General features: G+C 71.4%; 18 protein-coding genes, 1 tRNA gene and 1 pseudogene. 7 read left to right on the forward strand and 13 right to left on the reverse strand.

Annotated features, from left to right (window positions below; translation table 11 throughout):
- Window positions 1–2: 2 nt before the first annotated feature.
- Together ACIBP6_RS17105 and ACIBP6_RS17110 are read right to left on the reverse strand one after the other, a co-directional pair.
- Complete coding sequence (locus ACIBP6_RS17105; protein ID WP_397053098.1) at window positions 3–1304, reverse strand: ABC transporter substrate-binding protein; 1302 nt, start codon at window positions 1302–1304, stop codon at window positions 3–5.
- A 448-nt stretch (window positions 1305–1752) separates the two neighbouring features.
- Window positions 1753–2337: an ANTAR domain-containing response regulator gene (locus ACIBP6_RS17110; RefSeq protein ID WP_281282695.1), complete on the reverse strand. Its 585-nt coding sequence runs from the start codon at window positions 2335–2337 to the stop codon at window positions 1753–1755.
- A gap of 113 nt (window positions 2338–2450) precedes the next feature.
- On the opposite strand from ACIBP6_RS17110, the gene ACIBP6_RS17115 reads away from it, so the two are divergent.
- A tRNA-Leu gene (locus tag ACIBP6_RS17115) sits at window positions 2451–2527 on the forward strand.
- 52 nt (window positions 2528–2579) lie between these two features.
- On the opposite strand, the gene ACIBP6_RS17120 is transcribed toward ACIBP6_RS17115, so the two are convergent.
- Window positions 2580–3296, reverse strand: coding sequence for an SDR family NAD(P)-dependent oxidoreductase (locus ACIBP6_RS17120; RefSeq protein ID WP_397053100.1), 717 nt, complete (start codon window positions 3294–3296; stop codon window positions 2580–2582).
- An 85-nt stretch (window positions 3297–3381) separates the two neighbouring features.
- Between ACIBP6_RS17120 and ACIBP6_RS17125 the strand changes: the two genes are divergently transcribed.
- The 3 genes from ACIBP6_RS17125 (at window position 3382) to dapD (ending at window position 5702) form a co-directional block, all read left to right on the forward strand.
- Complete coding sequence (locus tag ACIBP6_RS17125; RefSeq protein ID WP_397053102.1) at window positions 3382–4215, forward strand: LysR family transcriptional regulator; 834 nt, start codon at window positions 3382–3384, stop codon at window positions 4213–4215.
- 76 nt (window positions 4216–4291) lie between these two features.
- Window positions 4292–4714: a pyridoxamine 5'-phosphate oxidase family protein gene (locus tag ACIBP6_RS17130; protein WP_397053104.1), complete on the forward strand. Its 423-nt coding sequence runs from the start codon at window positions 4292–4294 to the stop codon at window positions 4712–4714.
- A 25-nt stretch (window positions 4715–4739) separates the two neighbouring features.
- Complete coding sequence (gene dapD, locus ACIBP6_RS17135; RefSeq protein WP_397053106.1) at window positions 4740–5702, forward strand: 2,3,4,5-tetrahydropyridine-2,6-dicarboxylate N-succinyltransferase; 963 nt, start codon at window positions 4740–4742, stop codon at window positions 5700–5702.
- 153 nt (window positions 5703–5855) lie between these two features.
- On the opposite strand, the gene pyk is transcribed toward dapD, so the two are convergent.
- The 5 genes from pyk to gltB form a co-directional block, all read right to left on the reverse strand.
- Window positions 5856–7286: a pyruvate kinase gene (pyk, locus tag ACIBP6_RS17140; protein ID WP_132614217.1), complete on the reverse strand. Its 1431-nt coding sequence runs from the start codon at window positions 7284–7286 to the stop codon at window positions 5856–5858.
- 35 nt (window positions 7287–7321) lie between these two features.
- Window positions 7322–7669 (reverse strand): DUF2784 domain-containing protein, encoded by a 348-nt coding sequence (locus tag ACIBP6_RS17145; RefSeq protein ID WP_397053108.1) that lies wholly within the window; start codon window positions 7667–7669, stop codon window positions 7322–7324.
- A complete protein-coding gene (locus ACIBP6_RS17150; protein WP_397053110.1) occupies window positions 7666–9321 on the reverse strand; it encodes a S8 family peptidase in 1656 nt (551 codons plus the stop codon). Before ACIBP6_RS17150 ends, ACIBP6_RS17145 begins: the two co-directional genes overlap by 4 nt.
- Before the next feature lie 163 nt (window positions 9322–9484).
- Window positions 9485–10963 carry a glutamate synthase subunit beta gene (locus ACIBP6_RS17155; protein WP_397053111.1) on the reverse strand — a complete coding sequence of 493 codons (1479 nt, stop codon included), beginning with the start codon at window positions 10961–10963 and terminating at the stop codon, window positions 9485–9487.
- 75 nt (window positions 10964–11038) lie between these two features.
- Window positions 11039–15544, reverse strand: coding sequence for a glutamate synthase large subunit (gene gltB / locus ACIBP6_RS17160; protein ID WP_397053113.1), 4506 nt, complete (start codon window positions 15542–15544; stop codon window positions 11039–11041).
- A 282-nt stretch (window positions 15545–15826) separates the two neighbouring features.
- On the opposite strand from gltB, the gene ACIBP6_RS17165 reads away from it, so the two are divergent.
- Together ACIBP6_RS17165 and ACIBP6_RS17170 are read left to right on the forward strand one after the other, a co-directional pair.
- Window positions 15827–17374 carry a bis-aminopropyl spermidine synthase family protein gene (locus ACIBP6_RS17165; RefSeq protein WP_397053115.1) on the forward strand — a complete coding sequence of 516 codons (1548 nt, stop codon included), beginning with the start codon at window positions 15827–15829 and terminating at the stop codon, window positions 17372–17374.
- 403 nt (window positions 17375–17777) lie between these two features.
- A pseudogene (locus ACIBP6_RS17170) lies at window positions 17778–18553 on the forward strand (DUF899 family protein).
- A gap of 271 nt (window positions 18554–18824) precedes the next feature.
- Here ACIBP6_RS17170 and ACIBP6_RS17175 read toward each other — a convergent pair.
- Window positions 18825–19415 (reverse strand): hypothetical protein, encoded by a 591-nt coding sequence (locus ACIBP6_RS17175; RefSeq protein ID WP_397053117.1) that lies wholly within the window; start codon window positions 19413–19415, stop codon window positions 18825–18827.
- 31 nt (window positions 19416–19446) lie between these two features.
- Between ACIBP6_RS17175 and ACIBP6_RS17180 the strand changes: the two genes are divergently transcribed.
- On the forward strand, window positions 19447–19872 hold the full coding sequence (locus ACIBP6_RS17180) for a hypothetical protein (protein WP_397053118.1): 426 nt from the start codon (window positions 19447–19449) through the stop codon (window positions 19870–19872).
- Here the strand turns inward: ACIBP6_RS17180 and ACIBP6_RS17185 are convergent.
- The 4 genes from ACIBP6_RS17185 to lgt form a co-directional block, all read right to left on the reverse strand.
- Window positions 19833–20834, reverse strand: a complete 1002-nt coding sequence (locus ACIBP6_RS17185) for a hypothetical protein (RefSeq protein ID WP_397053120.1) — start codon at window positions 20832–20834, stop codon at window positions 19833–19835. The genes ACIBP6_RS17180 and ACIBP6_RS17185 overlap by 40 nt on opposite strands.
- 1028 nt (window positions 20835–21862) lie before the next feature.
- Window positions 21863–22000, reverse strand: a complete 138-nt coding sequence (locus ACIBP6_RS17190; protein ID WP_397053121.1) for a hypothetical protein — start codon at window positions 21998–22000, stop codon at window positions 21863–21865.
- A 654-nt stretch (window positions 22001–22654) separates the two neighbouring features.
- A complete protein-coding gene (locus tag ACIBP6_RS17195; protein ID WP_397053123.1) occupies window positions 22655–23359 on the reverse strand; it encodes a VIT1/CCC1 transporter family protein in 705 nt (234 codons plus the stop codon).
- On the reverse strand, window positions 23359–24441 hold the full coding sequence (gene lgt, locus ACIBP6_RS17200; RefSeq protein WP_397053127.1) for a prolipoprotein diacylglyceryl transferase: 1083 nt from the start codon (window positions 24439–24441) through the stop codon (window positions 23359–23361). The genes ACIBP6_RS17195 and lgt overlap by 1 nt, the downstream gene beginning before the upstream one ends.
- Window positions 24442–24467 lie beyond the last annotated feature (26 nt).

The following is a 24467-nucleotide window of genomic DNA, read 5'->3' on the forward strand; positions in this document are numbered from 1 at the left end:
CCTCAGCCCTCGATGTTGCCGGTACGGTACTCCAGCGCCTTGCCGGGGAACGTGTTGTCCTCGCCGTACTGGTAGACGCCGATCGTGGCGACGGCGGGGTCACCGGCGGCGTCGAACTCGACCGGGCCGCTGACGCCGTCGTAGTCGATGTCCTTGCCGGCCTTCAGCAGGTCGACGCACTCCTTGAAGGTCTTGCACTTCTCGCCGCCCTTGCTGACGTCGGGCAGCTTGCCGGCGATGGACCGGCCGGAGTCGTCCTTGGCGGCCTCGGCGGCCAGCGCGATCAGGTTGGCCGCGTCGTACGCCTCGGCGGAGTAGGTGTAGTCGTCGAGCTCGGGGGCGACCTCGGCGAGCCTCTTCCTGAACTCCTCGGGGGCCTCGGCGCCGGGGGTGGTGCCCTTGACGCCGTTGAGCGTGCCCTTGGGCATCTTCACGTAGTTGGTGTTCGACATGTTGCCGTCCACCATGTACCACTTCACCTTGTCGGCGGGCATGCCCTGCTTGACCAGCTCCGCGACGACCTTGGCGGTCTCCTCGAAGCCGATCAGCACGACCGCCTTCGGGTTCTTGGCCTTGATCCTGGCGACGTCGGCGGAGAAGTCGGCCGCCTTCGGGTCGTAGTCGACCCGCTCCACGACGGTGGCGCCGGCCGCCTCGGCCGTCGCCTTCACCTGGTCGGCCAGGCCGGAGCCGTAGGAGTCCTGCATCGCCATGATGGCGACCGTGTCGTTGCCGTCGGCCACGACGACGTCGCCGAGCACGCGGCCCTGGAGCTTGTCCGGCGGCGCGGTACGGAAGTACAGCCCGTTGTCCTGGATCGTGGTGAAGGCGTCGGAGGTGTTGGCCGGCGAGAACTGCACGACCCCCGCACCCGTGATCTTGTCGATGATGGACTCGGACACCGAGGACGACGCGGCGCCGATGATGGCGTCGGCCTTCTGCGCCAGCAGCTTGTCCACCGACTGCGAGGCGATGTTCGTGGTCGTGTCGCCCGAGTCGGCGTCGAACTTCGCGACGGGCTTGCCGAGCACGCCACCGGCCTCGTTGATCTCCTTGACGGCCAGGTCCACGCCCGCGAACTCGGGCGGGCCGAGGAACGCCAGCGAACCGGTCTGCGGCAGCACCGTACCCAGGGTGAGGGTGCCGTCGCCCTTCGCCGCTGGCGCGGACGAGGCCGCCGTGGACGGCGCCGCGGAGCCGGTCGTCTGCTGCGCGGCCGTGTCGCCGCTGCCACAGGCCGTCAGAGCCAGGCTCGCCGCGGCCGCGACGGCCAGCACGCGTCCTGCTGGAGCAATGCGAATCATGAAAGAGACTCCCCATGTCTCAGCGAAGGAACGATCACCTTCACTGCGTTTGCCGAGCTCAGCATGCCTGCCTGAGGAAGCTCGCGGGAGTTCTGGACAGTCATTTATGCCGATTTGTGATGTCTTTGACACATATAGTTATGAAACATCTCGGGAGAGTTACGACCACTGTCCAAAATAAGTAGACTTGCGCCGAAATTTCGGGATCGATCTCACTATGTGAAAATCCCGGACGGAAGCCCCGAACGCCATTAGCGGGCCATCACGCCCACCATGGGTCTTCGACGCCCGCCACGGCGGCGGTAACAGGCGGAGGCGCATGGCCGACGTCGTCAAGGACGTCGGCGTGGCAACGTGACCGCTCTCCGTCCGGCTGTCGGGGACGGGGCGGTGGTGACGTGCCGGACGGCGGCCGGCGGGGCGTGTGACGAGCCCCACCGGCCGCGGGTCACGATCGTTCGGCCGCGTCGTCGATGACGATCTGGGCGACCTCGCGCATGCTCAGCCGCCGGTCCATCGACGCCTTCTGGATCCACCGGAACGCCTGAGGCTCCGTCCAGCCGTGCTGGGCCATCAGGCGGCCCTTCGCGCGCTCCACCAGTTTCCTGGTCTCCAGCCGGTCCGACAGGCTGGAGACCTCGGCCGCCAGCGCCACCATCTCCTCGTGCCTGCTGACCGCCATCTCGATGGCCGGCACCAGGTCGGCCTTCGTGAACGGCTTGACCAGGTAGGCCATCGCCCCGGCGTCACGCGCCCGTTCGACCAGGTCTCGCTGGGAGAAGGCGGTCAGGATGAGGCAGGGGGCGATCCGGTCCGCCACGATGCGCTCGGCCGCCGAGATGCCGTCGAGCACGGGCATCTTGACGTCGAGGATGACGAGATCGGGTCTCAGCTCGGCGGCCAGCCGGATCGCCTGCTCTCCGTCGCCGGCCTCGCCCACGACGATGTAGCCGTCCTCCTGGAGCATCTCCTTGAGGTCAAGCCGGATCAGGGCCTCGTCTTCCGCGATCACTACTCGCCGCTGCGTACTCACGAGCAGAAGAGTACAGACGTCCGGTAGATTGGAGCCACGCCGGATCGATATGGCCCCAGGTTGGGCTAAGCTTCGATCACGCGCTGCCCATGCGTCCGGAGATCTCCGGACATGCCCCGGTATTCCAACTGGGAGAGAAAGCGGATTCAAAACCCGCACAGTGTGGGTTCGAATCCCACCCGGGGCACCATCGAAGCCGCTCGGCCCGTCCGGCCGGGCGGCTTTCGCCTGTCCCCCGCCCGTCACCACGGCACTCGCCCGTCGTCGTCGAAGAAGCCGCCCGTGGGGCCGTCCGCCGGGAGCGTGGCCAGGCGGATCACCACCGCCGCGCCCTGCGCCGCGGTACGGGTGATGGGGAACGGCAGGTCCTTGGTGAAGTCGGTCGCGCAGGCGCCCGGGGCGGCGGCGTTGACCAGGATGCCGTCCTTGCGCAGTTCCCTGGCGTACTGCACGGTGAGCTGGTTGAGCGCGGTCTTCGACACCGGGTACGTCGCCGACGCCGGCAGCGCCGACATGTAGTGGCCGGGGTCGGTCTGGTGGGCCAGGGAGCCGACGCCGCTGGAGACGTTCACCACGCGGGGCGCGGGTGAGCGCCTGAGCAGGGGCAGCACGGCGTTGGTGACCATGAGGACGCCGACGACGTTCGTCTCGAAGACCTCCCGCAGCGTCGCGGCCGGGGTGCCGCCCGGTGGCTCCCCGAGCGGCCCGGAGACGCCCGCGTTGTTGACGAGCACGTCGAGGCGGTCGAGCGACGCGGCGGCGGCCTGGATGGTCGCGGGATCCGTGACGTCGAGCACGACCGGCCGTACGTCGCCGCCTTCCGCGCGCAGCCGGGCGGCGGCCCGCTCGCCGCGCGCGCGGTCGCGGGAGCCGAGCAGCACGCTCATGCCCCTGGCCGCGAGCCCCGCGGCCACCTCGTGGCCGATCCCCTTGTTCGCGCCCGTCACCAGAGCGGTCATGCCGGTAGATGTCATGCCGGAAGCACAACATCGTGCCCGGTTCGCGGGCCAACACCGGCTGGGTCGCGGCCCATACCCTGGGGGTATGGAGACGCGCGAGCTGGCCTACTTCGCCGCCGTCGCGGAGGAGCTGCACATCGGCCGGGCGGCGGCCCGGCTGGGCATGGCGCAGCCGCCGCTGTCCCGGGCGATCCAGAAGCTGGAGCGGCGGCTCGGCGTGCGGCTGCTGGAGCGGTCGAGCCGCGGCGTCACGCTCACCCCGGCGGGCGAGGTGCTGGCCAGGGAGGCGGCCAAGGTGCTCGACGCGGTGACCGCCGCGACCGCGCGCACCCGGCGGGCCGGGCGCGCCGACCCCCGGCTGGTGGTGGCGCTCAAGCCGGGTGGCGACGGAGGGCTGCTGCCGGGCATCCTCGCGGCCTACCCCGCGCATCCGGACGCGGTGGAGGTGGAGCTGGTGCTGTGCGGGGTGGCCGAGCGGGCCAGGCTGGTCCGCGAGGGCACGGCCGACGTGGCGTTCCTGCACAGCCCTTACGAGGACCTGACGGGGTTCGGCAGCGAGCCGCTGCTGAGCGAGGGCGGCGTGGCGGTCGTGCCGGCGGGCCACCCGCTGGCCGGGCGCGAGCTCGTCCGCCTGGCCGACCTCGACGCCGTACCGCTCCCCCGCTGGCCGCGCGACCACTCCGAGATCACCGATCCGGCGACGTTGCTGCAGCTCGTGGCGCTCGGCCGGCTCGTCCTGGTGGCGCCCGCGTCGGTCCGCGAGCTGGTGCGGCGCGACCTGGTGTGCGTGCCGGTCGCCGACGGCCCGCCCACGACCGTCGTGCTGGCCTGGCCCGAGGAGTCCCGGTCGCGGGCGCTGGCGGCGTTCGTCCGCACGGCGGCGGCCGTCGCGAAGGGGCACAGCGACTCGGGCGAATGATCGCGTGGGCGACTTTTCAGGATCCCTCCCACAGGGAATAGCCGGTGCACGATCTATGCATACGGGGGTGGGCGGGATGCCGTTGAGCGTGGCGGCCCGGGAGGCGTTCCTGGCGGAGGCGCACATCGCGAGCCTGGCGGTGGAGGCGGGCAAGGGCCGCGCGCCGCTGACCGTACCGGTCTGGTACGACTACAGCCTCGGAGGGGAGATCCGGTTCCTGACCGACGGCGACTCGCTCAAGGCCCGGTTGATCGCGAAGGCGGGCCGCCTGTCGATGCTGGTGCAGCGCTCCAGCCCCACCTACCGCTACGTGTCGGTGGAGGGGCCTGTCGTGCAGTCGGGGCCGACGACGCTGGAGGAGCTGACCCGCATCTCCGGCCGCTACCTGCCGCCCGACGCCGTGTCGGGCTACGTCCACGGGTCCGACCTCAACGTGCTCGTGACGTTCCGGGTGCTGCCCGAACGCTGGCTGTCGGCCGACCTGGGCGCCCTCGGCTGACCTGCGGAACGGTATTTTTGGGCCCGTGACTGCTATCGATCCCACCTCGACCGGCGCCTTCGGCGTCGGCCTCGCGACCATCGCCGCCGACGGCACCGTACTCGACACCTGGTTCCCCGCTCCCGAGCTGGGCGACGCACCCGTCACGGGCACGCAGCGCCTGTCCGCCGAGGAGGCGGGCGAGCTGGCCGAGCTGACCGGCCCCGACGCGGCGCGGGGCGTGGAGGTGGTGGCGGTGCGCACCGGCATCGCCAAGCTCTCCGAGGCGCCCGTCGACGCCCACGACGTCTACCTGCGCCTGCACCTGATCTCGGCCCGTCTGGTGCGGCCGCACGGCGTCAACCTCGACGGCGTGTTCGGCCTGCTGGCCAACGTGGTGTGGACCAACTTCGGCCCCTGCCCGGTGCCCGACTTCGAGCGCACCCGGCTGCGGTTGCGGGCCAGGGGCCAGGTGACGGTGTACAGCGTGGACAAGTTCCCGCGGATGGTCGACTACGTGCTGCCACCGGGCGTGCGCGTCGCCGACGCCGACCGGGTGCGCCTGGGCGCCCACCTGGCCAGTGGCACCACGGTGATGCACGAGGGCTTCGTCAACTTCAACGCCGGCACGCTCGGCGCCTCGATGATCGAGGGCCGCGTCTCGGCCGGCGTGGTCGTCGGCGACGGCTCCGACGTGGGCGGCGGCGCCTCCATCATGGGCACGCTGTCGGGCGGCGGCAAGCAGGTCATCTCGATCGGCGAGCGCTGCCTGCTGGGCGCCAACTCGGGCCTCGGCATCTCGCTGGGCGACGACTGCGTGGTGGAGGCGGGCCTGTACGTGACCGCCGGCACCAAGGTCGCCCTCCCCGACGGCACGGTGGTCAAGGCGGCCGAGCTGTCGGGCTCCGACGGCATCCTGCTGCGGCGCAACTCGCAGTCGGGCGCGGTCGAGGCCGTGCCGCGCAAGGGCCGGCGCATCGAGCTCAACGCCGCCCTGCACACCAACTGACAACCCTGCGGGCAACCTGTGGGCCACGGAGATGGCCCACAGGGCGCTCGCGTCGCGGCGGCCCGCCGGTGAAGGGTCAGCGGCCGTGTCCCTGGAAGGTCCTCAGCCGGAGTGCGGCGGGTGGCCGGCCACGACGGAGCGTGAAGAGAAAATCTAATGCGCGTGGGAGACGGCGGAGCCGATCGTGTGGACGCGCAGGGCGTTGGTCGAGCCGGGCGTGCCGGGAGGCGAGCCGGCCACGATGACCACCTTGTCGCCCTTCTCCAGCCGTCCCAGCGACAGCAGCGACGCCTCCACCTGCCGCACCATGTCGTCGGTGTGGTGGACGAACGGCACCTGGAAGGTCTCCACCCCCCAGGTCAGCGAGAGCTGCCCGCGCACGTGGGGCGAGGAGGTGAAGGCCAGCAGCGGGATCGGCGAGCGGTAGCGGGCCAGCCGCCGCGCGGTCTCACCGGACATCGTGAACGCCACCAGCGCCTTCGCCCCGACGATCGCCCCCACCTCGGCCGCGGCACGCGCGATGGCGCCGCCGGTGGTCTCCGGCATGCGCTCCAGCGTGTGGGTGGCGCTCAGGGAGTGTTTCTCCGCGGCGCACGCGATGCGGTCCATCGTGGAGACGGCCTCGATCGGGTAGTTGCCGACCGAGGTCTCGCCCGAGAGCATCACCGCGTCGGCGCCGTCCATGACCGCGTAGGCCACGTCGGAGGTCTCGGCGCGGGTGGGGCGCGGGGAGTTCATCATCGAGTCGAGCATCTGGGTGGCGACGATGACCGGGTGGGCCTTCTCGCGGCACAGCTCGATGATGCGCCGCTGGACGATCGGCACCTCTTCGAGCGGCAGCTCGACGCCGAGGTCGCCGCGGGCCACCATGACGCCGTCGAAGGCGTCGACGATCTCGGGGAGCCGGTCGACGGCCTGCGGCTTCTCGATCTTGGCGATCAGCGGCAGCCGGACGGCCTCCTGCTCCATGATGTTGCGCACCACGTCGGCGTCGGACGGGCGGCGCACGAACGACAGAGCGATCATGTCGAAGCCGGTGCGCAGCGCCCAGCGCAGGTCGGCCTCGTCCTTGTCGGTCAGGGCCGGGGCGCTGACATTGACGCCCGGCAGGTTGAGGCCCTTGTTGTCGGAGATCATGCCGCCGATGACGACCCGGGTGATGATCCGCTCCCCCTCGACGCGGGTGGCCTCGAGCACGAGGCGGCCGTCGTCGACGAGGATCGTGTCACCGGGGCGGACGTCGTTCGGCAGCCCCTTGTAGGTGGTGGAGACCTGCTCGCGGTCGCCCGGCACGTCTTCGGTGGTGATGGTGAAGACGTCGCCGAAGCCGAGCCTGACGGGGCCCTCCCCGAACGTGCCGACGCGGATCTTGGGGCCCTGCAGGTCGGCGAGCACGCCTACGCCGCGGCCGAGGTCGGCCGCCACCTCCCTGACCCGGTCGAAGACCTCTCTGTGCAGGTCATGGGTGCCATGACTGAGGTTGAACCGTGCCACGTCCATGCCCGCGGCGATCAATTCGCGCAGGCGTTCTTCGGACGATGTGGCGGGGCCTAGAGTGCAGACGATTTTCGCGCGACGAGTCACGAGTCCTACCTTAATTGGTACAGACCACTTGGCAGTCACTGACGCCGGAGAACGTACCCGGCGTAGGAGAACAGAACGAGAACGGCGACTCCCAGACGTGCCAAGTTCGTGTGCTCCCCCGGGTAGATCACGCCCTCGATGTAGTGGTCGATGAATCCGCTGGACGGCAGCCCCGCCTGGCCGGCGTTGCGCCGCCCCCAGTCCTCGACGTGGGTCAGGGGACAGTCGACACCGAAGACCGACAGCACCCCCCAGGCCGTTACGGCGAGATGTAACCCGATCGTACGCCGCCACCGCCATGCCAGGAACCCGCCCACGGCCAAGTACGCCAGGAAAGCGAAGTGCACCACCATCGCGATGTCCGCGACGAGGCGATACATCATGGTTCGACAGTAGCGGCCTTCCAGGCGTCCACGATGCCGTGGCCGTAGAAACCGTTGTCCGCCGTGTCGCCCTCGCAGGCGTGCGTGACGCTCTGGCCGTAGGCCTTGTAGACGTACTCGCGCGGCGACGGGCAGGACTTGCGGGTCGCCGTCTTGTAGAGCAGGTCCTCCACCGTGGCCGGGGCGAGCTCCACGCCGCCCCTGCCGGGCTTGCCGAAGCGGCTGATGAGGATGGCGGCGACGCCGGTGGCATGCGGCGCGGCCATCGAGGTGCCTTCGAGGTACTGGTAGTAGGCGCAGGTGCTGCCCTTGCAGCTCTTGACGACGTCGGTGCCCTTGGGCTCGCCGTCGGCGTCGATGCGGGCCGCCTTGCGCAGCACGCGCTCGGGCGCGGCGGCCAGGATGCCACGGGCGGCGTTGGCGCCGCCGTGGCCGTCCAGCACGTCGCCGCCGGGTGCGGCCACGTCGGTCTGCTCCAGGCCGTAGTCGCTGTAGATCGCCTTGCGGCCGGACGGGCCGACGGAGGAGACCGAGATGACGCCGCGCGACTCGGCGGGGACGCTGAGGCAGGAGTTGTCGACCCGGCGCACCTTCTCGTCGCCCTTCGGGTAGCCGGGGCTCTGCCGGTCGACCGTGGGCCGGCCGAGGTCCATGGACCCGTTGCCGAGGGCGGAGACGATCGTGACGCCGCGCGCCCGGGCGTAGTCGACGGCGCGCTGGATGCCGGTGATGATGGCGCGCTGCTCCAGCTGCTGCTTCCTGTTGTCGGAGGAGTTGTCCGGGCAGTTGAACAGCCACGGGTCGACGAAGTAGCTCATGTTGACGACGTCCACGCCGATGTCGGCGGCGTACGCGAGGGCGTCGAGGCTGGGCTTGAGGAAGAAGAACCCGGAGTCCTGGCCGGCCCGGATGTTGACGATCTGCACGCCGGGGGCGACGCCCGCGATGCCGATGCCGTTGATGGGAGAGGCGATCGTGCTGGCCACGTGGGTGCCGTGGCCGTCGTCGTCGGCGTCCACGGGGTCCTTGCAGCCGCTGACCTCGCAGGGGCCGTCGAGCGTCTCGCCCTTGTCGTCCTTGGGCCGGTCGGTGACGAAGTTCCGGCTCAGCGAGCGGTTGAAGTTGGGGGCGATGTCGGGGTGCTTGCCGTCGACGCCGGTGTCGATGACACCGACCAGCACCTTCTTGGTGCCGGGGGCCTTGGCGTTGGCGCGGTCGGCGCCGATCATCCGCATGTCCCACTGGCGGCCGGCGAGCGGCTCGCCCCTGGCCTCGGTGAACGAGCTCGCGTCGGGGAAGGCCGCCCTCCCCGCGGTGCGGCCCGCGGCGACGCCGATGCGCCGGTCCGGGGAGACGCCCACTATGGACGGGTCCGCGCCGGCGTCCACGGTGAAGCGGTCGCCGTCGGCCCTGGCCATGAGGTAGCCGAGGCGGGTGTCCGCCGACAGCTGGGTGCCGCCGGCCCGCTCGACGGCGGCCTCGGCCTCGTTGCGTTTGCCCGGGGCGTAGAAGACGAGGTAGTCACCCTTGCCCGCGCTCCTGGTCTGCTGGGCGGAGGGGGTGCCGGCCTGCTCGGTGGCGGGTTTCTGCGGTCGTTGGGCCGTCCCGGGCGAGCAGGAGCTCAGCGCGACCACGGCGGCCAGCGCAGACAAGCCAGAGACGACCCGCCGCATAGTTCCCCCATCCGATATGCCGCAGAATCTGCATGTTCCCGACAGTCATCGACTGATGCAACCTAGTACCGAAATTTCGGTCGATGGGGGGCGAAGCAGGCGTTCAGGCGGGCCGGGATCCCCGGCCCGCCTGTACGCGGGATCAGACCAGCGGGCGCGCGGTCGGCAGGATCGGGTACGGCAGTGCCGTGTCCCCGGTCAGGAACCGGTCCACACCCGAGGCGGCGGCGCGCCCCTCGGCGATGGCCCACACGATGAGTGACTGCCCGCGGCCGATGTCACCGGCCACGAACACGCCGTCCACCTTCGACATGTACGTCTTGTCGCGCGCCACGTTGCCCCTGGCGTCGTAGAAGCCGTCGCCGGCGGCCTCGGCCAGGTCCTGCAGCAGCGAGCCCTTCTCCGGCCCGACGAAGCCCATGGAGAGCGTGACCAGCTCGGCCGGGATCTCCCGCTCGGTGCCGGGGATCGGCTTGAACCCGGCCTGCGGCCCCTCGACGCCGACCAGCCGCAGCGCCCGCACGTTGCCGTCGGCGTCGCCGACGAACTCCGTGGTGGAGACGGCGTACAGGCGCTCGCCGCCCTGCTCGGCCAGCTCCTCGTGGGCGCTCTCCACCTTGAACAACATCGGGTACGTCGGCCACGGCTGATTGTCGGGCCGCGCCTGAGGCGGCGTCGGCATGATCTCCAGCTGGGTGACCGACGCGGCGCCCTGCCGGATCGCCGTGCCGATGCAGTCCGCGCCGGTGTCACCGCCGCCGATGACCACCACGTGCTTGCCCTCGGCCGAGATCGGCGACCGGTCGAAGTCGCCCTCCTGGACCTTGTTGGACAGCGGCAGGTATTCCATCGCCTGGTGGACGCCCTTGAGCTCGCGCCCGGGCACCGGCAGGTCGCGCCACTGGGTGGCGCCGCCCGCGAGCACCACGGCGTCGAACTGCTCGCGCAGCTGGGCGGCCGTGACGTCGACACCGACGTTGACGCCGGTGCGGAACTCGGTGCCCTCGGCCCGCATCTGCGCCAGGCGCCGGTCGATGTGGCGCTTCTCCATCTTGAACTCGGGGATGCCGTAGCGCAGCAGGCCGCCGATGCGGTCGGCGCGCTCGAACACCACCACGTCGTGCCCCGCCCTGGTCAGCTGCTGGGCGGCGGCCAGGCCCGCGGGCCCCGAGCCGACGACCGCGACCCTCCTGCCGGTCCTGACGGGCGCCGGCTGCGGGGTCACCCAGCCCTCGGAGAACGCCCGATCGATGATCTCGACCTCGACCCGCTTGATCGCCACCGGGTCGGAGTTGATGCCGAGCACGCACGCCGCCTCGCACGGAGCCGGGCAGAGCCTGCCGGTGAACTCCGGGAAGTTGTTCGTGGCGTGCAGCCGCTCGATCGCCTCGCGCCAGTCGGTGCGGTAGACGAGGTCGTTCCACTCGGGGATGAGGTTGCCCAGCGGGCAGCCGTTGTGGCAGAACGGGATGCCGCAGTCCATGCAGCGGGCCGCCTGCTTGGTCAGCTTCTCCTGCGAGAAGTCCTGATAGACCTCACGCCAGTCGCTGATGCGCACGTCCACGGGGCGGCGCGCCGGCAGCTCCCGGTCGTGCGTGAAAAAACCCTTGGGGTCAGCCATCGGTACGCCTCCCTTGGCCCTGAACAGTGGTTGACATGCACAGCCGGCCATCATGGCCAGGCTCATCACGGCGGGTCATGACTGCACCGCGGCGGCCATGACCGCCTCGTCGATGTCCCTGCCTTCGATGCGGGCGGCCTCAGCTGCCGCCAGCACCCTCTTGTAGTCGGTCGGCATGACCTTGCCGAACCTGGCCAGCGCCGCGTCCCAGTCGGCCAGCAGCTGCTTGGCCACCGGCGAACCGGTCTCCGCGAAGTGCTTCTCGACCGTCTCCTTGAGGAACTCGGCGTCCTGCTCGGTGATCGCCTCGATGGCCACCATCTCGCGGTTGACCCGCTCGGTCCTCAGGTCCAGCAGGTACGCGACACCGCCCGACATGCCGGCCGCGAAGTTGCGCCCGGTCGAACCCAGCACCACGACCTTGCCGCCGGTCATGTACTCGCAGCCGTGGTCGCCCACGCCCTCGACGACCGCCGTGGCGCCGGAGTTGCGCACGCAGAACCGCTCGCCCACGACGCCGCGGATGAACACCTCTCCGGACGTGGCGCCGTACAGAGCGACGTTGCCGGCGATGATCTGCCCGTCGAGCGGGGCCGACTCGTGCGGGCGCACGGTGATGCGGCCGCCCGACAGGCCCTTGCCGAGGTAGTCGTTGGCGTCGCCGGTCAGCCGCAGCGTGACGCCGCGCGGCACGAACGCGCCGAACGAGTTGCCCGCCGACCCGGTGAACGAGGTGTCGATGGTGTTGTCGGGCAGGCCCTGGCCGCCGTACCGCTTGGTCACCTGGTAGCCGAGCATGGTGCCGACCGTGCGGTTGACGTTGCGGATGGGCAGCTCCAGCGTGACCGGGGTGCCGTCCTTGAGCGCGCCCTCGGCGAGCTGGATGAGCGTGTTGTCGAGCGCGTGCTCCAGCCCGTGGTCCTGGCCGACGATCCGGCGCAGCGCGGTGCCCTCGGGCAGCTCGGGCCGGTGCAGGATCGGCGACAGGTCGAGGCCGCCGGCCTTCCAGTGGTTCTCGGCCGCCGACATGTCCAGCATCTCGACGTGGCCGATCGCCTCGTCGAGCGAGCGGAAGCCCAGCTCGGCGAGGTATTCGCGGATCTCCTGGGCGACGAACTCGAAGAAGTTGACCACGAACTCGGGCTTGCCGGAGAAGCGCTTGCGCAGCTCGGGGTTCTGCGTGGCCACGCCCACCGGGCAGGTGTCGAGGTGGCAGACCCGCATCATCACGCAGCCGGAGACGACCAGCGGCGCGGTGGCGAAGCCGTACTCCTCGGCGCCGAGCAGCGCCGCGATGACGACGTCGCGGCCGGTCTTGAGCTGGCCGTCCACCTGGACGACGATGCGGTCGCGCAGGCCGTTCAGCAGGAGCGTCTGCTGGGTCTCGGCCAGGCCGAGCTCCCACGGCGCGCCCGCGTGCTTGAGCGACGTGAGCGGCGAGGCGCCGGTGCCGCCGTCGTGGCCGGAGATGAGCACCACGTCGGCGTGCGCCTTCGACACGCCCGCGGCGACCGTGCCGACGCCGACCTCGGCCACCAGCTTCACGTGGACCCTGGCCTCCGGGTTGGAGTTCTTCAGGTCGTGGATCAGCTGGGCGAGGTCCTCGATCGAGTAGATGTCGTGGTGCGGCGGCGGCGAGATGAGGCCGACGCCGGGCGTGGAGTGCCGGGTCTTGGCGATCCACGGGTAGACCTTGTGGCCGGGCAGCTGGCCGCCCTCACCGGGCTTGGCGCCCTGGGCCATCTTGATCTGCACGTCGGCCGCGTTGACGAGGTATTCGGAGGTGACGCCGAACCGGCCCGAGGCCACCTGCTTGATGGCGCTGCGGCGCTCGGGGTCGTACAGGCGCTCGGGGTCCTCGCCGCCCTCGCCGGTGTTGGACTTGCCGCCGAGGCGGTTCATCGCGATGGCGAGCGTCTCGTGCGCCTCGACCGAGATCGAGCCGTACGACATCGCGCCGGTCGAGAACCGCTTGACGATGCTCTCGACGGGCTCGACCTCCTCGATGGGGATCGACGTGCCCTTGCGCAGCTTGAACAGGCCGCGCAGCGTCATCAGCTGCTCCGCCTGGGAGTCGACGAGGTTCGTGTACTCCTTGAAGATCTCGTAGCGCCGCGTCCTGGTGGCGTGCTGCAGCTTGAAGACCGTCTCGGGGTTGAACAGGTGCGGCTCGCCCTCGCGCCGCCACTGGTACTCGCCGCCGACCTGGAGCCTGCGGTGCGGGTTCTCCACCCGCGGGTAGGCGTGGCGGTGACGCTGCGCGACCTCCTCGGCCAGCACGTCGAAGCCGACGCCGCCCAGGCGCGAGGTGGTGCCGGTGAAGCAGGAGTCGACGACCTCCTGGCTCAGGCCGAGCGCCTCGAAGATCTGCGCGCCGGTGTAGGAGGCCACCGTCGACACGCCCATCTTGGACATGACCTTGATGACGCCCTTGCCGTACGCCTTGATCAGGTTGCGCACGGCCTTGCGCTTGTCGATCGGCAGCGCGCCGGCGTCGGCGAGGTCCTCGATCGTCTCGATGGCGAGGTACGGGTTGATCGCGCCGGCGCCGTACCCGATGAGCAGGGCCATGTGGTGGCACTCGCGGGCCTCGCCGGTCTCGATGACAAGACCGATCTTGGTGCGGGTCTTCTCCTGGATCAGGTGGTGGTGCACCGCGCCGGTGAGCAGCAGCGCCGGGATCGGCGCCATCGACTCGGACGAGCCGCGGTCGGACAGCACGATGATGCGCGCGCCGTTCGCGATCGCCTGCGACGCCTCGGCCCGGATCTCCTCCAGCCGGTGCAGCAGCGCCTCGCCGCCGCCCGCGACCTCGTACAGGCCGCTGATGACGTACGGGTGGAAGCCCGGCAGGTCGTGCTCGTCGTTGATGTGGATGATCTTGGCGAGCTCTTCGTTGTCGATCACCGGGTACGGCATGACCAGCTGCCGGCACGACGACGGCCCCGGCTCCAGCAGGTTGCCCTCGGGCCCGAGGGTGCTGGCCAGGGAGGTGACCAGCTCCTCGCGGATGGCGTCCAGCGGCGGGTTGGTGACCTGCGCGAACAGCTGGGTGAAGTAGTCGTACAGCAGCCGCGGCTTTTCGCTCAGCACGGCTACGGGCGTGTCGGTACCCATGGAGCCGATCGGCTCGGCGCCGGTCTTCGCCATCGGCGACAGGATGATGCGCAGCTCTTCCTCGGTGTAGCCGAAGGTCTGCTGCCGCTTGACGAGCGCCTCGTGCGTGGGGATCTCGCGCTGGCGGGCGGGCAGCTCCTCGAAGCGCACCAGGCCGGCGTGCAGCCAGTCGGCGTACGGCAGCTCGGCGGCCAGCTCCGCCTTGATCTCGTCGTCCTCGATGATCTTGCCGCGGGCGGTGTCGATGAGGAACATCCGGCCGGGCTGCAGGCGGCCCTTGCGGACGACGTCCTCGGGCTTGATGTCGAGCACGCCGGCCTCGGAGGCGAGCACGACGAGGCCGTCGGCGGTCACCCAGAAGCGGCCGGGGCGCAGGCCGTTGCGGTCGAGGACGGCGCCGGCGAGGGTGCCGTCGGTGAACGTGATCGAGGCGGGGCCGTCCCAGGCCTCCATCATCGTGGAGTGGAACTCGTAGAACGCGCGCCGCGAGGCGTCCATCTCGGTGTGGTTCTCCCACGCCTCGGGGATCATCATCAGCACGGCGTGCGGGAGGCTGCGGCCGCCCATGTGGAGGAGTTCGAGGGCCTCGTCGAAGCTGGCGGTGTCGCTTCCCTCTGGGTCGCAGATGGGGAAAAGTCGCGAAATATCGCCCGGGATGTGGGCGGACTGCAACATCGCCTCGCGGGCCCGCATCCAGTTGCGGTTGCCCTTGACGGTGTTGATCTCACCGTTGTGTGCGATGTAGCGGTACGGGTGCGCCAGCGGCCAGCTCGGGAACGTGTTGGTGGAGAAACGCGAGTGCACCAGCGCGATCGCGCTCTCGTAGCGCTCGTCGCTCAGGTCGGGGAAGAACGGCTCGACCTGCTCGGGGGTGAGCATGCCCTTGTAGACGACCGTCCTGGCCGACAGCGACGGGAAGTAGACCCGGGCCTCGTGCTCGGCGCGCTTGCGCAGGCAGAAGGCGAGGCGGTCGAGGTCGAGCCCCGTGCGCCCGGCGGGGTCGGACACGAAGAGCTGGGCGAAATGCGGCATGACGGCCCGGGCGCTCGGCCCCGGCAGCGTACGGTCGACCGGCACGTCGCGCCAGCCGAGCACGGTCAGGCCCTCCTCGGCCGCGATCTCCTCGATCAGGCGGACCGCGGCGCCCCTGGCCTCGTCGTCCACGGGCAGGAAGGCGATGCCGGTGGCGTACGCACCGGCGGCCGGCAGCTCGAAGGGCACGACCGCGCGGTAGAACGCCTCGGGGATCTGCGTCAGGATGCCGGCGCCGTCGCCGGTGTCCGGCTCGCTACCCTTGGCCCCCCGGTGGTCGAGATTGCACAGCGCCGTCAGCGCCTTCACCACGATCCCGTGGTCACGCCGCCCCGCGACGTCGGCCACCATGGCGACACCACAGGCGTCGTGCTCGTTGGCGGGGTGGTACAGGCCCTGAGGCTCGGGGAAACCGAGGTGGGCAGCAGGCATTGAATCCCTCCCGTCGTCATCGTCTGTCATGAACTGCTGTACAGGCGGGGACGACGTTGGCCCTGCTGCATACCGTGGGTAGAGATTACCGCACCCTGCCGGAATGGTGCCCACAGCGTCCGCATTGCGAACATTGGCCACCATCCCAGCATGCGAACTCCCTATCCCAAACCCCGGACCAGGCGAGCGGAATTCCCGATCCGCGCGACGATTTCCGCCCGGGCGGACGAGCCGGTTCCGCCTGGGCGGACGGGCCGGACGAGAGGTCGATAGGGTGCCACCATGGAGCGTGAGGGGGTCGAGCGGCTGCTCGCGGAGGCCGGGGCCGACAGCAGGCGGTTGCGGCACGCGCTGGCGCTGCTGAGCGACGGCCAGTGGTGGACGCTGGCCGACGTGGTCCGGCAGAGCGCCACGTCCCGGCGCACCGTCGAGTCGCTCGTCCGCGAGCTCCCCCTGGAGCACGACGGCGACCGGTTCCGCATGCCGCTCGTCGACGCGCCCGACTACCAGGACCTCCTGGCCGTGGCGCCGCCGCCGGAAGACCCGGTGGCCCACCTCGTGCCCCACTACGGCCACGCCCTCGACCGGCTCACCGACCTGATCGCGAAGGCGCCGCGGGCCCGCCATGTGCTCGACCACGTCTCCGCCACGCCCGAGACCGTGCTGCGGCGGGCGCTGCTGCTCGGCGCCCGGTTCTGGCTGCCGGGCGCACGGCTGCTGTGCGTGGGCGACCACGACCTGACCTCGCTGGCCGTCAAGCTCGTCCATCCCGAGGCCGACGTCACGGTGGTCGACGTCGACGAGCGCATCCTGGCCTACATCGACGAGCAGGGGCTGGGCGTCCGCACCCGCTGGGCCGACCTGCGGCTGGGGCTGCCGCCGTCCGCGCGCGAGCACGACCTCGCCGTCACCGACCCGCCGTACACGCCGGAGGGTACGGGCCTGTTCGTGGCGCGCGCCCTGGAGGGGCTGAAGGACGACGGGCGGGTGCTGCTGGCGTACGGCGCCAGCGAGCGCACGCCGATGCTGGCCCTGAAGGTGCAGCAGGAGCTGTCACAGCTCAACCTGGTCTACGAAGCCGTTTATCCCGACTTCAACCGATATTTCGGGGCGGAAGCCATCGGGTCGGCGGCCGACCTGTACATCCTGCGCCCGACTTCCAAGACCCGCCCCGCCGTCCAGTCACGCCTTAGCCGCCTGTCCACCGCCATCTACACCCAGGGCCCGCAGTCCGTCGAAAGCGCCGCCGGCGCGTCCACGGCCTCGGCGACGGCCCTGGAAGGCTTCGAGCCGGACCTACTGGTCGGCGACTGGCCCAAGGACCTCACACCACCGCGGGTCAAACTCCCGACATGGCTCGCCAAGCCATACGCCGCCGCGCCGGAGCGCGTCGCCGTAGCCGTGCCACCGGGCCTGGAGTCCGCACTCCCCCGCCTGCTCCTCGCGACCCGCGCCCCCCAGGTCCGCGTCCTGCTCTCCGGCGCGCTCCCACCGCTCCCGCAACCCCTCTCCACCGTGTACGACCTGCGCCCCGGCGACGGCATCCTCGACGCCGTACGCCTCCCGCACCCCACCGACGAGGCCGCCTCGGTCCTGCGCCGCATCCTCGACAACGGCCACGCCAAACTGGCCAACACCTGGCGCGAAGCCCTGATCGCCGTCGCCCGCTCCCAGGGCACGGCCCTCACGAAGAACGACGCCCGCACCCTGATCCGCCAGGCAGCCCCCTGGTCCGACGACCTGACACCGCTCGAAACCCCCCTCCACCACCTGACGGCCCTGCCAGCCGCCGTAACGACCACGGTCACCGCCCTCACCACCACCCTCTAGCGGCGGCGCCGTGGACGGCGACCGTCTTGGCCGCCCACGCCACACAGATCGCCACCCCACCAGGACGACCACGCCCCCAGCGTCGCTTCCGGCCACCCACGTCCTCTTGTCAGCGAACGGTGCCCGCACCCTGATCGTCGGACAGCGGAGTGACCCGACACCCCGCCCGCGAGGCCGCCCTCCACCGCCTGTCCGCCCTACCGACACAGTCACCGCCGTCCCCACTGGCCGACGCGGCCGGCCGCCTGACCAATGGCGCGCCATCTCGCGGCTACGCCTCAGCGGTCGGCGATCCCCCGAGGCGCCTGCCACCATGAGTTCCGGCCGGATCTCAGGTCTGTCCTGGTGACCGTCCCAGCGCGTCGTACGACGCTGCTCGGCACGAGACACCACGGAGGACACCATGACGACCACGCCGAGTGACCCCGCGCTGCCCGGCCGCCCGCCCATCGTCGACCTGGTCACCTGGCAGACCGCCCGTGACGAGCTCCTGGCCCGCGAGAAGGCCCACACCCGCGAGGGCGACGCCATCGCGGCGCCCGCCGCCGGCTGCCGATGGTGGAGCTCGACGGGACGGCGGACGTCGTCGGCGCCGACGGCCCTGTCCCGTTCCCGCACCTGTTCCAGGGCCGCGACGAGCTCGTGGTCCACCAGCACATGTGGTACGACGACGCGCCGCACCAGGGGCAGTGCGAGGGCTGCACCACCACGGCCTGGCACCTGAAGGACGCCGCCTACCTGAACGCCCGCGGCGTCTCGTTCGCCGTCCTGACCACGGGCAGGTGGGACGAGGTGGCCTCCTACGTCGAGTTCATGGGCTACACCCAGCTCTGGTACTCGGTGCGCGACGTTGACCCGCCGGTCGGCGGCAGCATGGGTCACATCACCTGCTTCCTGCGCGACGGCGACCGCGTGTTCCTCACCTACTCGACGACGGGCCGCGGCAACGAGCCGGTCAACGGTTCCTTGAGCCTGCTCGACATGACGCCCTACGGCCGCGGCGAGGCGTGGGAGGACAAGCCCCAGGGCTGGCCCGAGGGGAGCGGCCCGTGCTGGTCCTGGCGCTCGGACGCGGACGGGAACGCCAGCTGGGGCCCGACCAGCCGCCCCGTGCCGCAGTGGACCCGCCCCGGCGCGACCCCCGTGGAGACGCTCGGCCGGTACGGCCACCACCACTGACGCGCCTTCGTCGACGGCATCGGCGAAGGTGTCTGTTGCCGGGCAGATCCTCCGGACGATGCGAGGTTCGCCCGCACGCGACCACGAGACCCTCCCCGCCAACCCACGAAGCCCTGAGCTGGACCACCGCCCACCGGGCAGCTCGGCAACCGCCTCACCCCGCTGACCGAGTACACAGACGCTCTCTCTAAGATCAGCGGACCAGCCCGACACCTCAGCGGTCGCGGGTCAGGGATCGGCGCTCCCCGACGGCGCTACGGCGCCGGCCGGTTCAGGTGGCGGCGACGACGCGGTTCTGGACCACGCGACCGAGGCCGTCGAGGGCGACGAGGGCCCCCACCAAGTCGTCCGCGCTCGCCTTCCCGCCCACCCAGCTCACCGTCACGAAGTGGCCCATGGCGCGGACCTGGGCGCTGCTGCCGACGGCGTCGAACGCGATGCCCTGCCGTACGAACCCGTCCTTGCGCAGCCCCGCCACCAGCGCGTCCGCCGCCCGCCCGTCACCGAGGTTGAAGATGACGAACTGCCCCGCCATCCCCCCGCCCCGGTACGTGGCCTGGAGTGCCTGCGTGCATCCCTCGGCCGAGACACCCCACAGGACCTCGGCACAGTCGCCGAACTGCGCCGTGGCGTCCAGAGTCAGTGCGCCCAGAGTGCGGGTGGCCGGAGTGAAGACCTCGTCGAGGGTCAGCGGCGCGGCGTCGGCCTGCCGGGTGTCGATGGCCGCGTAGAAGGCGGAGGTCGGCTCAGCGTGGAACATGGCCGGCCGCGGCTCCTCCCCACGCAGCCACAACCACCCGGCCACGGCGACAGCCACCACACCAGCGGCCACCACGACAGGAATGACGACACGTCGGGACATCAGCCAGTCTCCCCCGAACCGACGACGTTGCATGGCATCAGACCACCGCTCCCACACCTACGACCACGCCGAACAACCCCCGGCCGCACGAACCCTCACCATGACGACCCCAGAAGGCCCCACCGCCGCATCGGACGCCGCCGTCACCACGACCACCCCGCACGGCACCGTCACCGTGCGGACGACGCCCATGACCACCCCGAACGGCGCCGCGACCGCACCACGCGGCACCACAATCCCGCCGAACGGCGCCGTCACCACGCCAGACGACACCACGACCACCCCGCACAACGCCGTGACCGCACCACACGGCGCCCCGCGGACGAGCAGCGCTCAGGGCGACGCGGTGGGCCGCCTCGCCGGCGCGGCACCGCACCGGGGCGCGCTCTCCCCCGCCTACGACCACTTCGAACGGCATCAGGAGGACGGCCCCGTGACGGCGACGACCCGGCGGTAGACGGCCTTCTCCGCTCCGCGCAAGGCCAGGGTGAGGGAGACGAAGTCGTCCTCGGTGTCGGGCTCCGCGCCGTCGACCCTGCCGATCCACACCAGGCCGACGTAGTGACCCAGCGCGTAACCCCCGGCCTCGGAGTAGCCGCCCGCGGGGAAGGCCGCCTTGGAGGACTCAAGGGGGTGCGTCCAGCCGCCACGGTAAAGCGTCTTCAAAGAGTCGACCAATCCCGCGGCCGACTCGCCGTCCTTGAGGTTGAGTAGCGTGTACTGCCCCACGTACCGGCCGTCGGAGCTGGCATACAGACCTCGGGCGGCCTGGGTGCAGCCGCCGTCCGACACCTGTTCGAGGAGACTGTCACCCCACAGCACGGCGGCGCAGTCGGCGTCGAGCTGTTTGGCGACGAGCTTGAGCTTGAGCTTCTTGGTGACGGGCAACTCGCTCTCCCCGAACACCTCCTTCTCGGTGAGCGCCTTGGCGTCCTCGGCACGCTCGGCCAAAGGCGCGAACAGCTTGGGCGAGCCCCAGCCGTGGAACACCTGCGGCAGCGCCGCGTCCGGGACGATCACGGCGACGCCGGCCTGTCGTTCGGGCGAGTGGTCGCCGAGCGACTGGATGGCCGCCACCAGACCTCCGGCACCCGCGAGCACGACGACGACCGTGGCGATGACGACGATCAGCCGCTGTTGTTCCGGCCGCAGCCCCATGCCGGTGAGCACCGGGAACTGCCAGTCCGAGCGCGGCGGCCGCCGCCGCTGCCGGGCCGCACCGCCCGACCGCCCGCCGGCTTCGGCGGCCTGCGCCGCCAGGTCGCGCGACGCGGCCTCCGCCCGGGCGCGTCCGCCGACCCGAGGAAATCCCTCGAACCCAGCAGAACCGTTCTCCTCACCACCGGCGTCCTCAGAAGCCCACTCCCACTGCGACTCCTGATCCCGCTCACCCCGAGCAGAACCACCGCCACGGGACATCCCCTCACCCCGCTGGCCCTCAGGACCACCGGAACGGGCGACCTCCTCACCCCGCCGGACCGCACGACGGCCACCAGCACGGGACACGCCCTCGGTCTGCGAGCTCCCGGCAACATCACCGGAACGGGGTGCCCGGTCGATCCGTTCGCCCCCGGTGACACCGCTGAGGTGGGAGGTCTCCTCGGCCCATCCGGCCCCAGCGGAACGAGACGGCCTCGCGAGCCTGTCGGCCTGGGCCGGATCGTCGACGCGAGGAAGCTCCTCGAACCCGTCGGTGTGCCCAGCCGCCCGGTCGCCGCGACTTCTCCGACGCCCGCCGTCCGAGCGGCTCCGCCGCCGACGACCACCGTCAGCGCCGTCAGCGCCGTCTTGCCACCCGGAACCGCTGTCCGCGCGAGCCGCCTGCCGGCTCCCGTCGCCCGGAGCCGCCGCAGCACCGCGCCCGCGTTCCGCCACGCCAGGTTGCCCGCCATCACCCGGACCCGTGGCTTCCCAGCCACCACTCTCCGCCCGCGCCGCCTCCCAAGCACCACTTCCCGGCCGCGCCGCCTCCCAAGCACCACTTCCCGGCCGCGCCGCCTCCCAAGCACCACTCTCCGGCCGCGCCGCCTCCCAACTACCGCTTCCGGAGCGCGCCGCCTGCCGGCCGCCGCTCTCGGGCCGCGCCGCCTCCCAACTACCGCTTCCAGAACCCGTACCTGACCGGCCGCCATCCCGCGGACTGCGCGCGTCACGGCCACCGTGTTCGGGGTGCGCCGCGTCCCAACCGCCGCTTGCCGTGCGGGGGTCGCGGCCGGTGTTCGTGGCGAAGAAGTCTTCGCCTGGCCCCGCGACCGGTGACGTGCCGTCGCTCTGTCCGGCCCCCTGCCAGTCGCCGGCCGCGCGATCGGCGGATCGACCGTCGCGCGTACGCCCCGCCCGTCGGGCGGCGCGTCCACCGGCTGACCGGCCGCGCCGCCCGGCACCGGGTGCCGGGCGCTCGTTCCCGATCTCCGGCCGACCCGGCTCACCTGTGGAGCCGCCACCCGTCAGCGGCCGGCCACCATCGCCGGGCGGCGCAGGCCAGCCACCTCCAGCGCCTCTGCCCGCGCCACCGTCGTCGCCCGCGAACCAGCCGCCGTCAGCGCCTTGAGCGGACCGAACGTCACCCGCCGCAGACCAGCCACCCTCCACACCCTGAGCGGACCGAACGTCACCCGCCGCAGACCAGCCACCCTCCACACCCTGAGCGGACCGAACGTCACCCGCCGCAGACCAGCCACCCTGGGCACCGCTCGCGGAGCGGCCTTCGCCGCCTGCGAACCAACCACCCTCGACACCCTGAGTGGAACGGAGGTCGCCAGCCGCCCAGCCGTCGGTGGCTCGGGCGTCGTGGCGGCCGGTGACCGGCCGGCCGCCATCGGCTCCCGGACCCGGCCGACCGTGGCCTGCGGGGCCCGCCTGACCGGCGTCAGCGCCCGCCCACCAGCCGTCGGACGCCGTGTGCTGCCCGGCGTCACCCGCCCACCGGCCGTCGGACGGCGGGTGATGCGCGGCGTCACCCGCCCATCTGCCGTCGGACGGCATGTGGTGCGGGGCGTCGGCGCCCGCCTGCCAGGCTGCGGTCGAGTCACCCGGATGAGGCCAGGCGCCGTTGCCCGGAACGTGGCCGTTACCGCGGCCCATGCCGTCCGCGGCGCTCGCCGAACGGCCGCCGCTACGGCGCACGCCGTCCGCGGGTCCCGCGGAGCGGGCGTTGCGCCCCGTGTCGTCGGCCGAGCCTGTCGAGCGGTCGTCGTTCGGTCGGCCGCCGGGAGACGGCGTGCCTCTTCTGCGGGCCATCACAGCCCCGTCGTCCCGATCAGGTTGCCGACGCCGAACGTGACGCCGGCCGCCACCGCCCCCACCAGGAGCTGACGCAGCCCGGTGTACCACCAGCTGCGTGCCGTCACGGCCGAGACCAGCGCGCCCGCCGCGAACAGCGCCACGCACGACACCCCCGCCGACCACCCGAGGTGCTCAGCCCCGAACACGTACGGCAGCAGGGGCAGCAGCGCCCCCACCGCGAACGACAGGAACGACGAGACCGCCGCCACCACGGGCGACGGCAGGTCGCCCGGAGCCACACCGAGCTCGGCCCGGGAGTGGACCTCCAGCGCGTGCTCGGGGTCGCGTGAGATCTGCCGCGCCACCTCGACGGCCAGATCGGGCGTCACGCCCTTGTCGACGAACGTCTGGGCGAGCTCGGCCAGCTCGTCTTCGGGGTGGCGGGCCAGCTCGCGGCGTTCGACGGCGATCTCCGCCTGGGCCAGCTCGCGCTGGCTGGCGACCGAGACGTATTCGCCGCCCGCCATGGACAGCGCCCCGGCGGCCAGGCCGGCGACGCCACCGAGGGCGATGATCTTGGTGTTGCCGGTGCCGCCCGCGACGCCTGCGATGAGCGCGAAGTTCGACACCAGGCCGTCCATCGCGCCGAACACCGAGGGCCGCAACCAGCCCCCTGTGACGTCGCGGTGGTGGTGGTGGGCCTCCGCGCGGCCGCTCATCAGGAGCTCTTCTCCTTCGTCGCGGGTTCGGTGGCGTCGGGCGCGTCACCCGCCCCTGCTGCGTCGTCGCCGGAGCCCTCGGCCCGCGGCTCGCCGCCCTCCGGCGAGCCGCCCTCGGACGGATCAGGTCCGGAAGGACGATCATCGGAACCGCCGGGCGGGGCGGCCGAGGACTCGCCCGTGCCGGGGTCGGCCTGGCCGGACGCGTGCTCCGGATCGACCTCCGCGCCCGGCATGTCAGACAGGTCGGACGGCCCCAACACGACCTCGTCGCCCGTCTTGTTCCTGGTCGCCCAGAAGTACACGAGCGCGCCGACGAAGAGCACGATCGCCGTCCACTGGTTGAGCCGCAGCCCGAGGAAGTGGACCGCGTGGTCGACCCCGCCCACGGGGTCGATGCGCAGCCCCTCGATCCAGAAGCGGCCGAGCGTGTAGCCGGCGACGTAGAGGGCGAACAGCCGCCCGTGGCGCAGCGCGAGGCGGCGCCCCACGAAGATCAGCGCGAAGCCGAGCGCGAGGTTCCACAGCGACTCGTACAGGAACGTGGGGTGGTAGAGGACGCCGGGCTCGCCCCCGTGGTCGACATCGATCTCCAGGCCCCACGGCAGCGTCGTGGGCGAGCCGTACAGCTCCTGGTTGAACCAGTTGCCCCAGCGGCCGATGGCCTGCGCGAAGGCGATGCCGGGCGCGACGGTGTCGGCGATCGCGCTCATGGACAGGCCGCGCTTGCGCGCGGCCAGCCACACGCCGACGGCGCCGAGCGCGATCGCGCCCCAGATGCCGAGACCGCCTTCCCAGATGAACAGCGCCTGGATCGGCTCCTTGATCGCGCGGCTGCCGAAGTAGGTCTGCCAGTCGGTGATGACGTGGTAGAGCCGGCCGCCGATCAGGCCGAAGATGACCGCGGGGACCGCGATGTCGATGATCGTCCCCGGCCGGCCGCCGCGGGCGCGCCAGCGCCGCTCGCTCAGCCAGACGGCGACGACGACGCCGAGCACGATGCAGAGTGCATAAGCCCGGATCGGGATGATTCCGAGATACCAGACCCCCTGGGAAGGGCTGGGAATCGAGGCAAGGGGCATGTCACGTGAGGGTAGCGGAAGCGAGC

It is taken from the genome of Nonomuraea terrae (assembly GCF_044465245.1).
GTDB lineage: Bacteria > Actinomycetota > Actinomycetes > Streptosporangiales > Streptosporangiaceae > Nonomuraea > Nonomuraea terrae.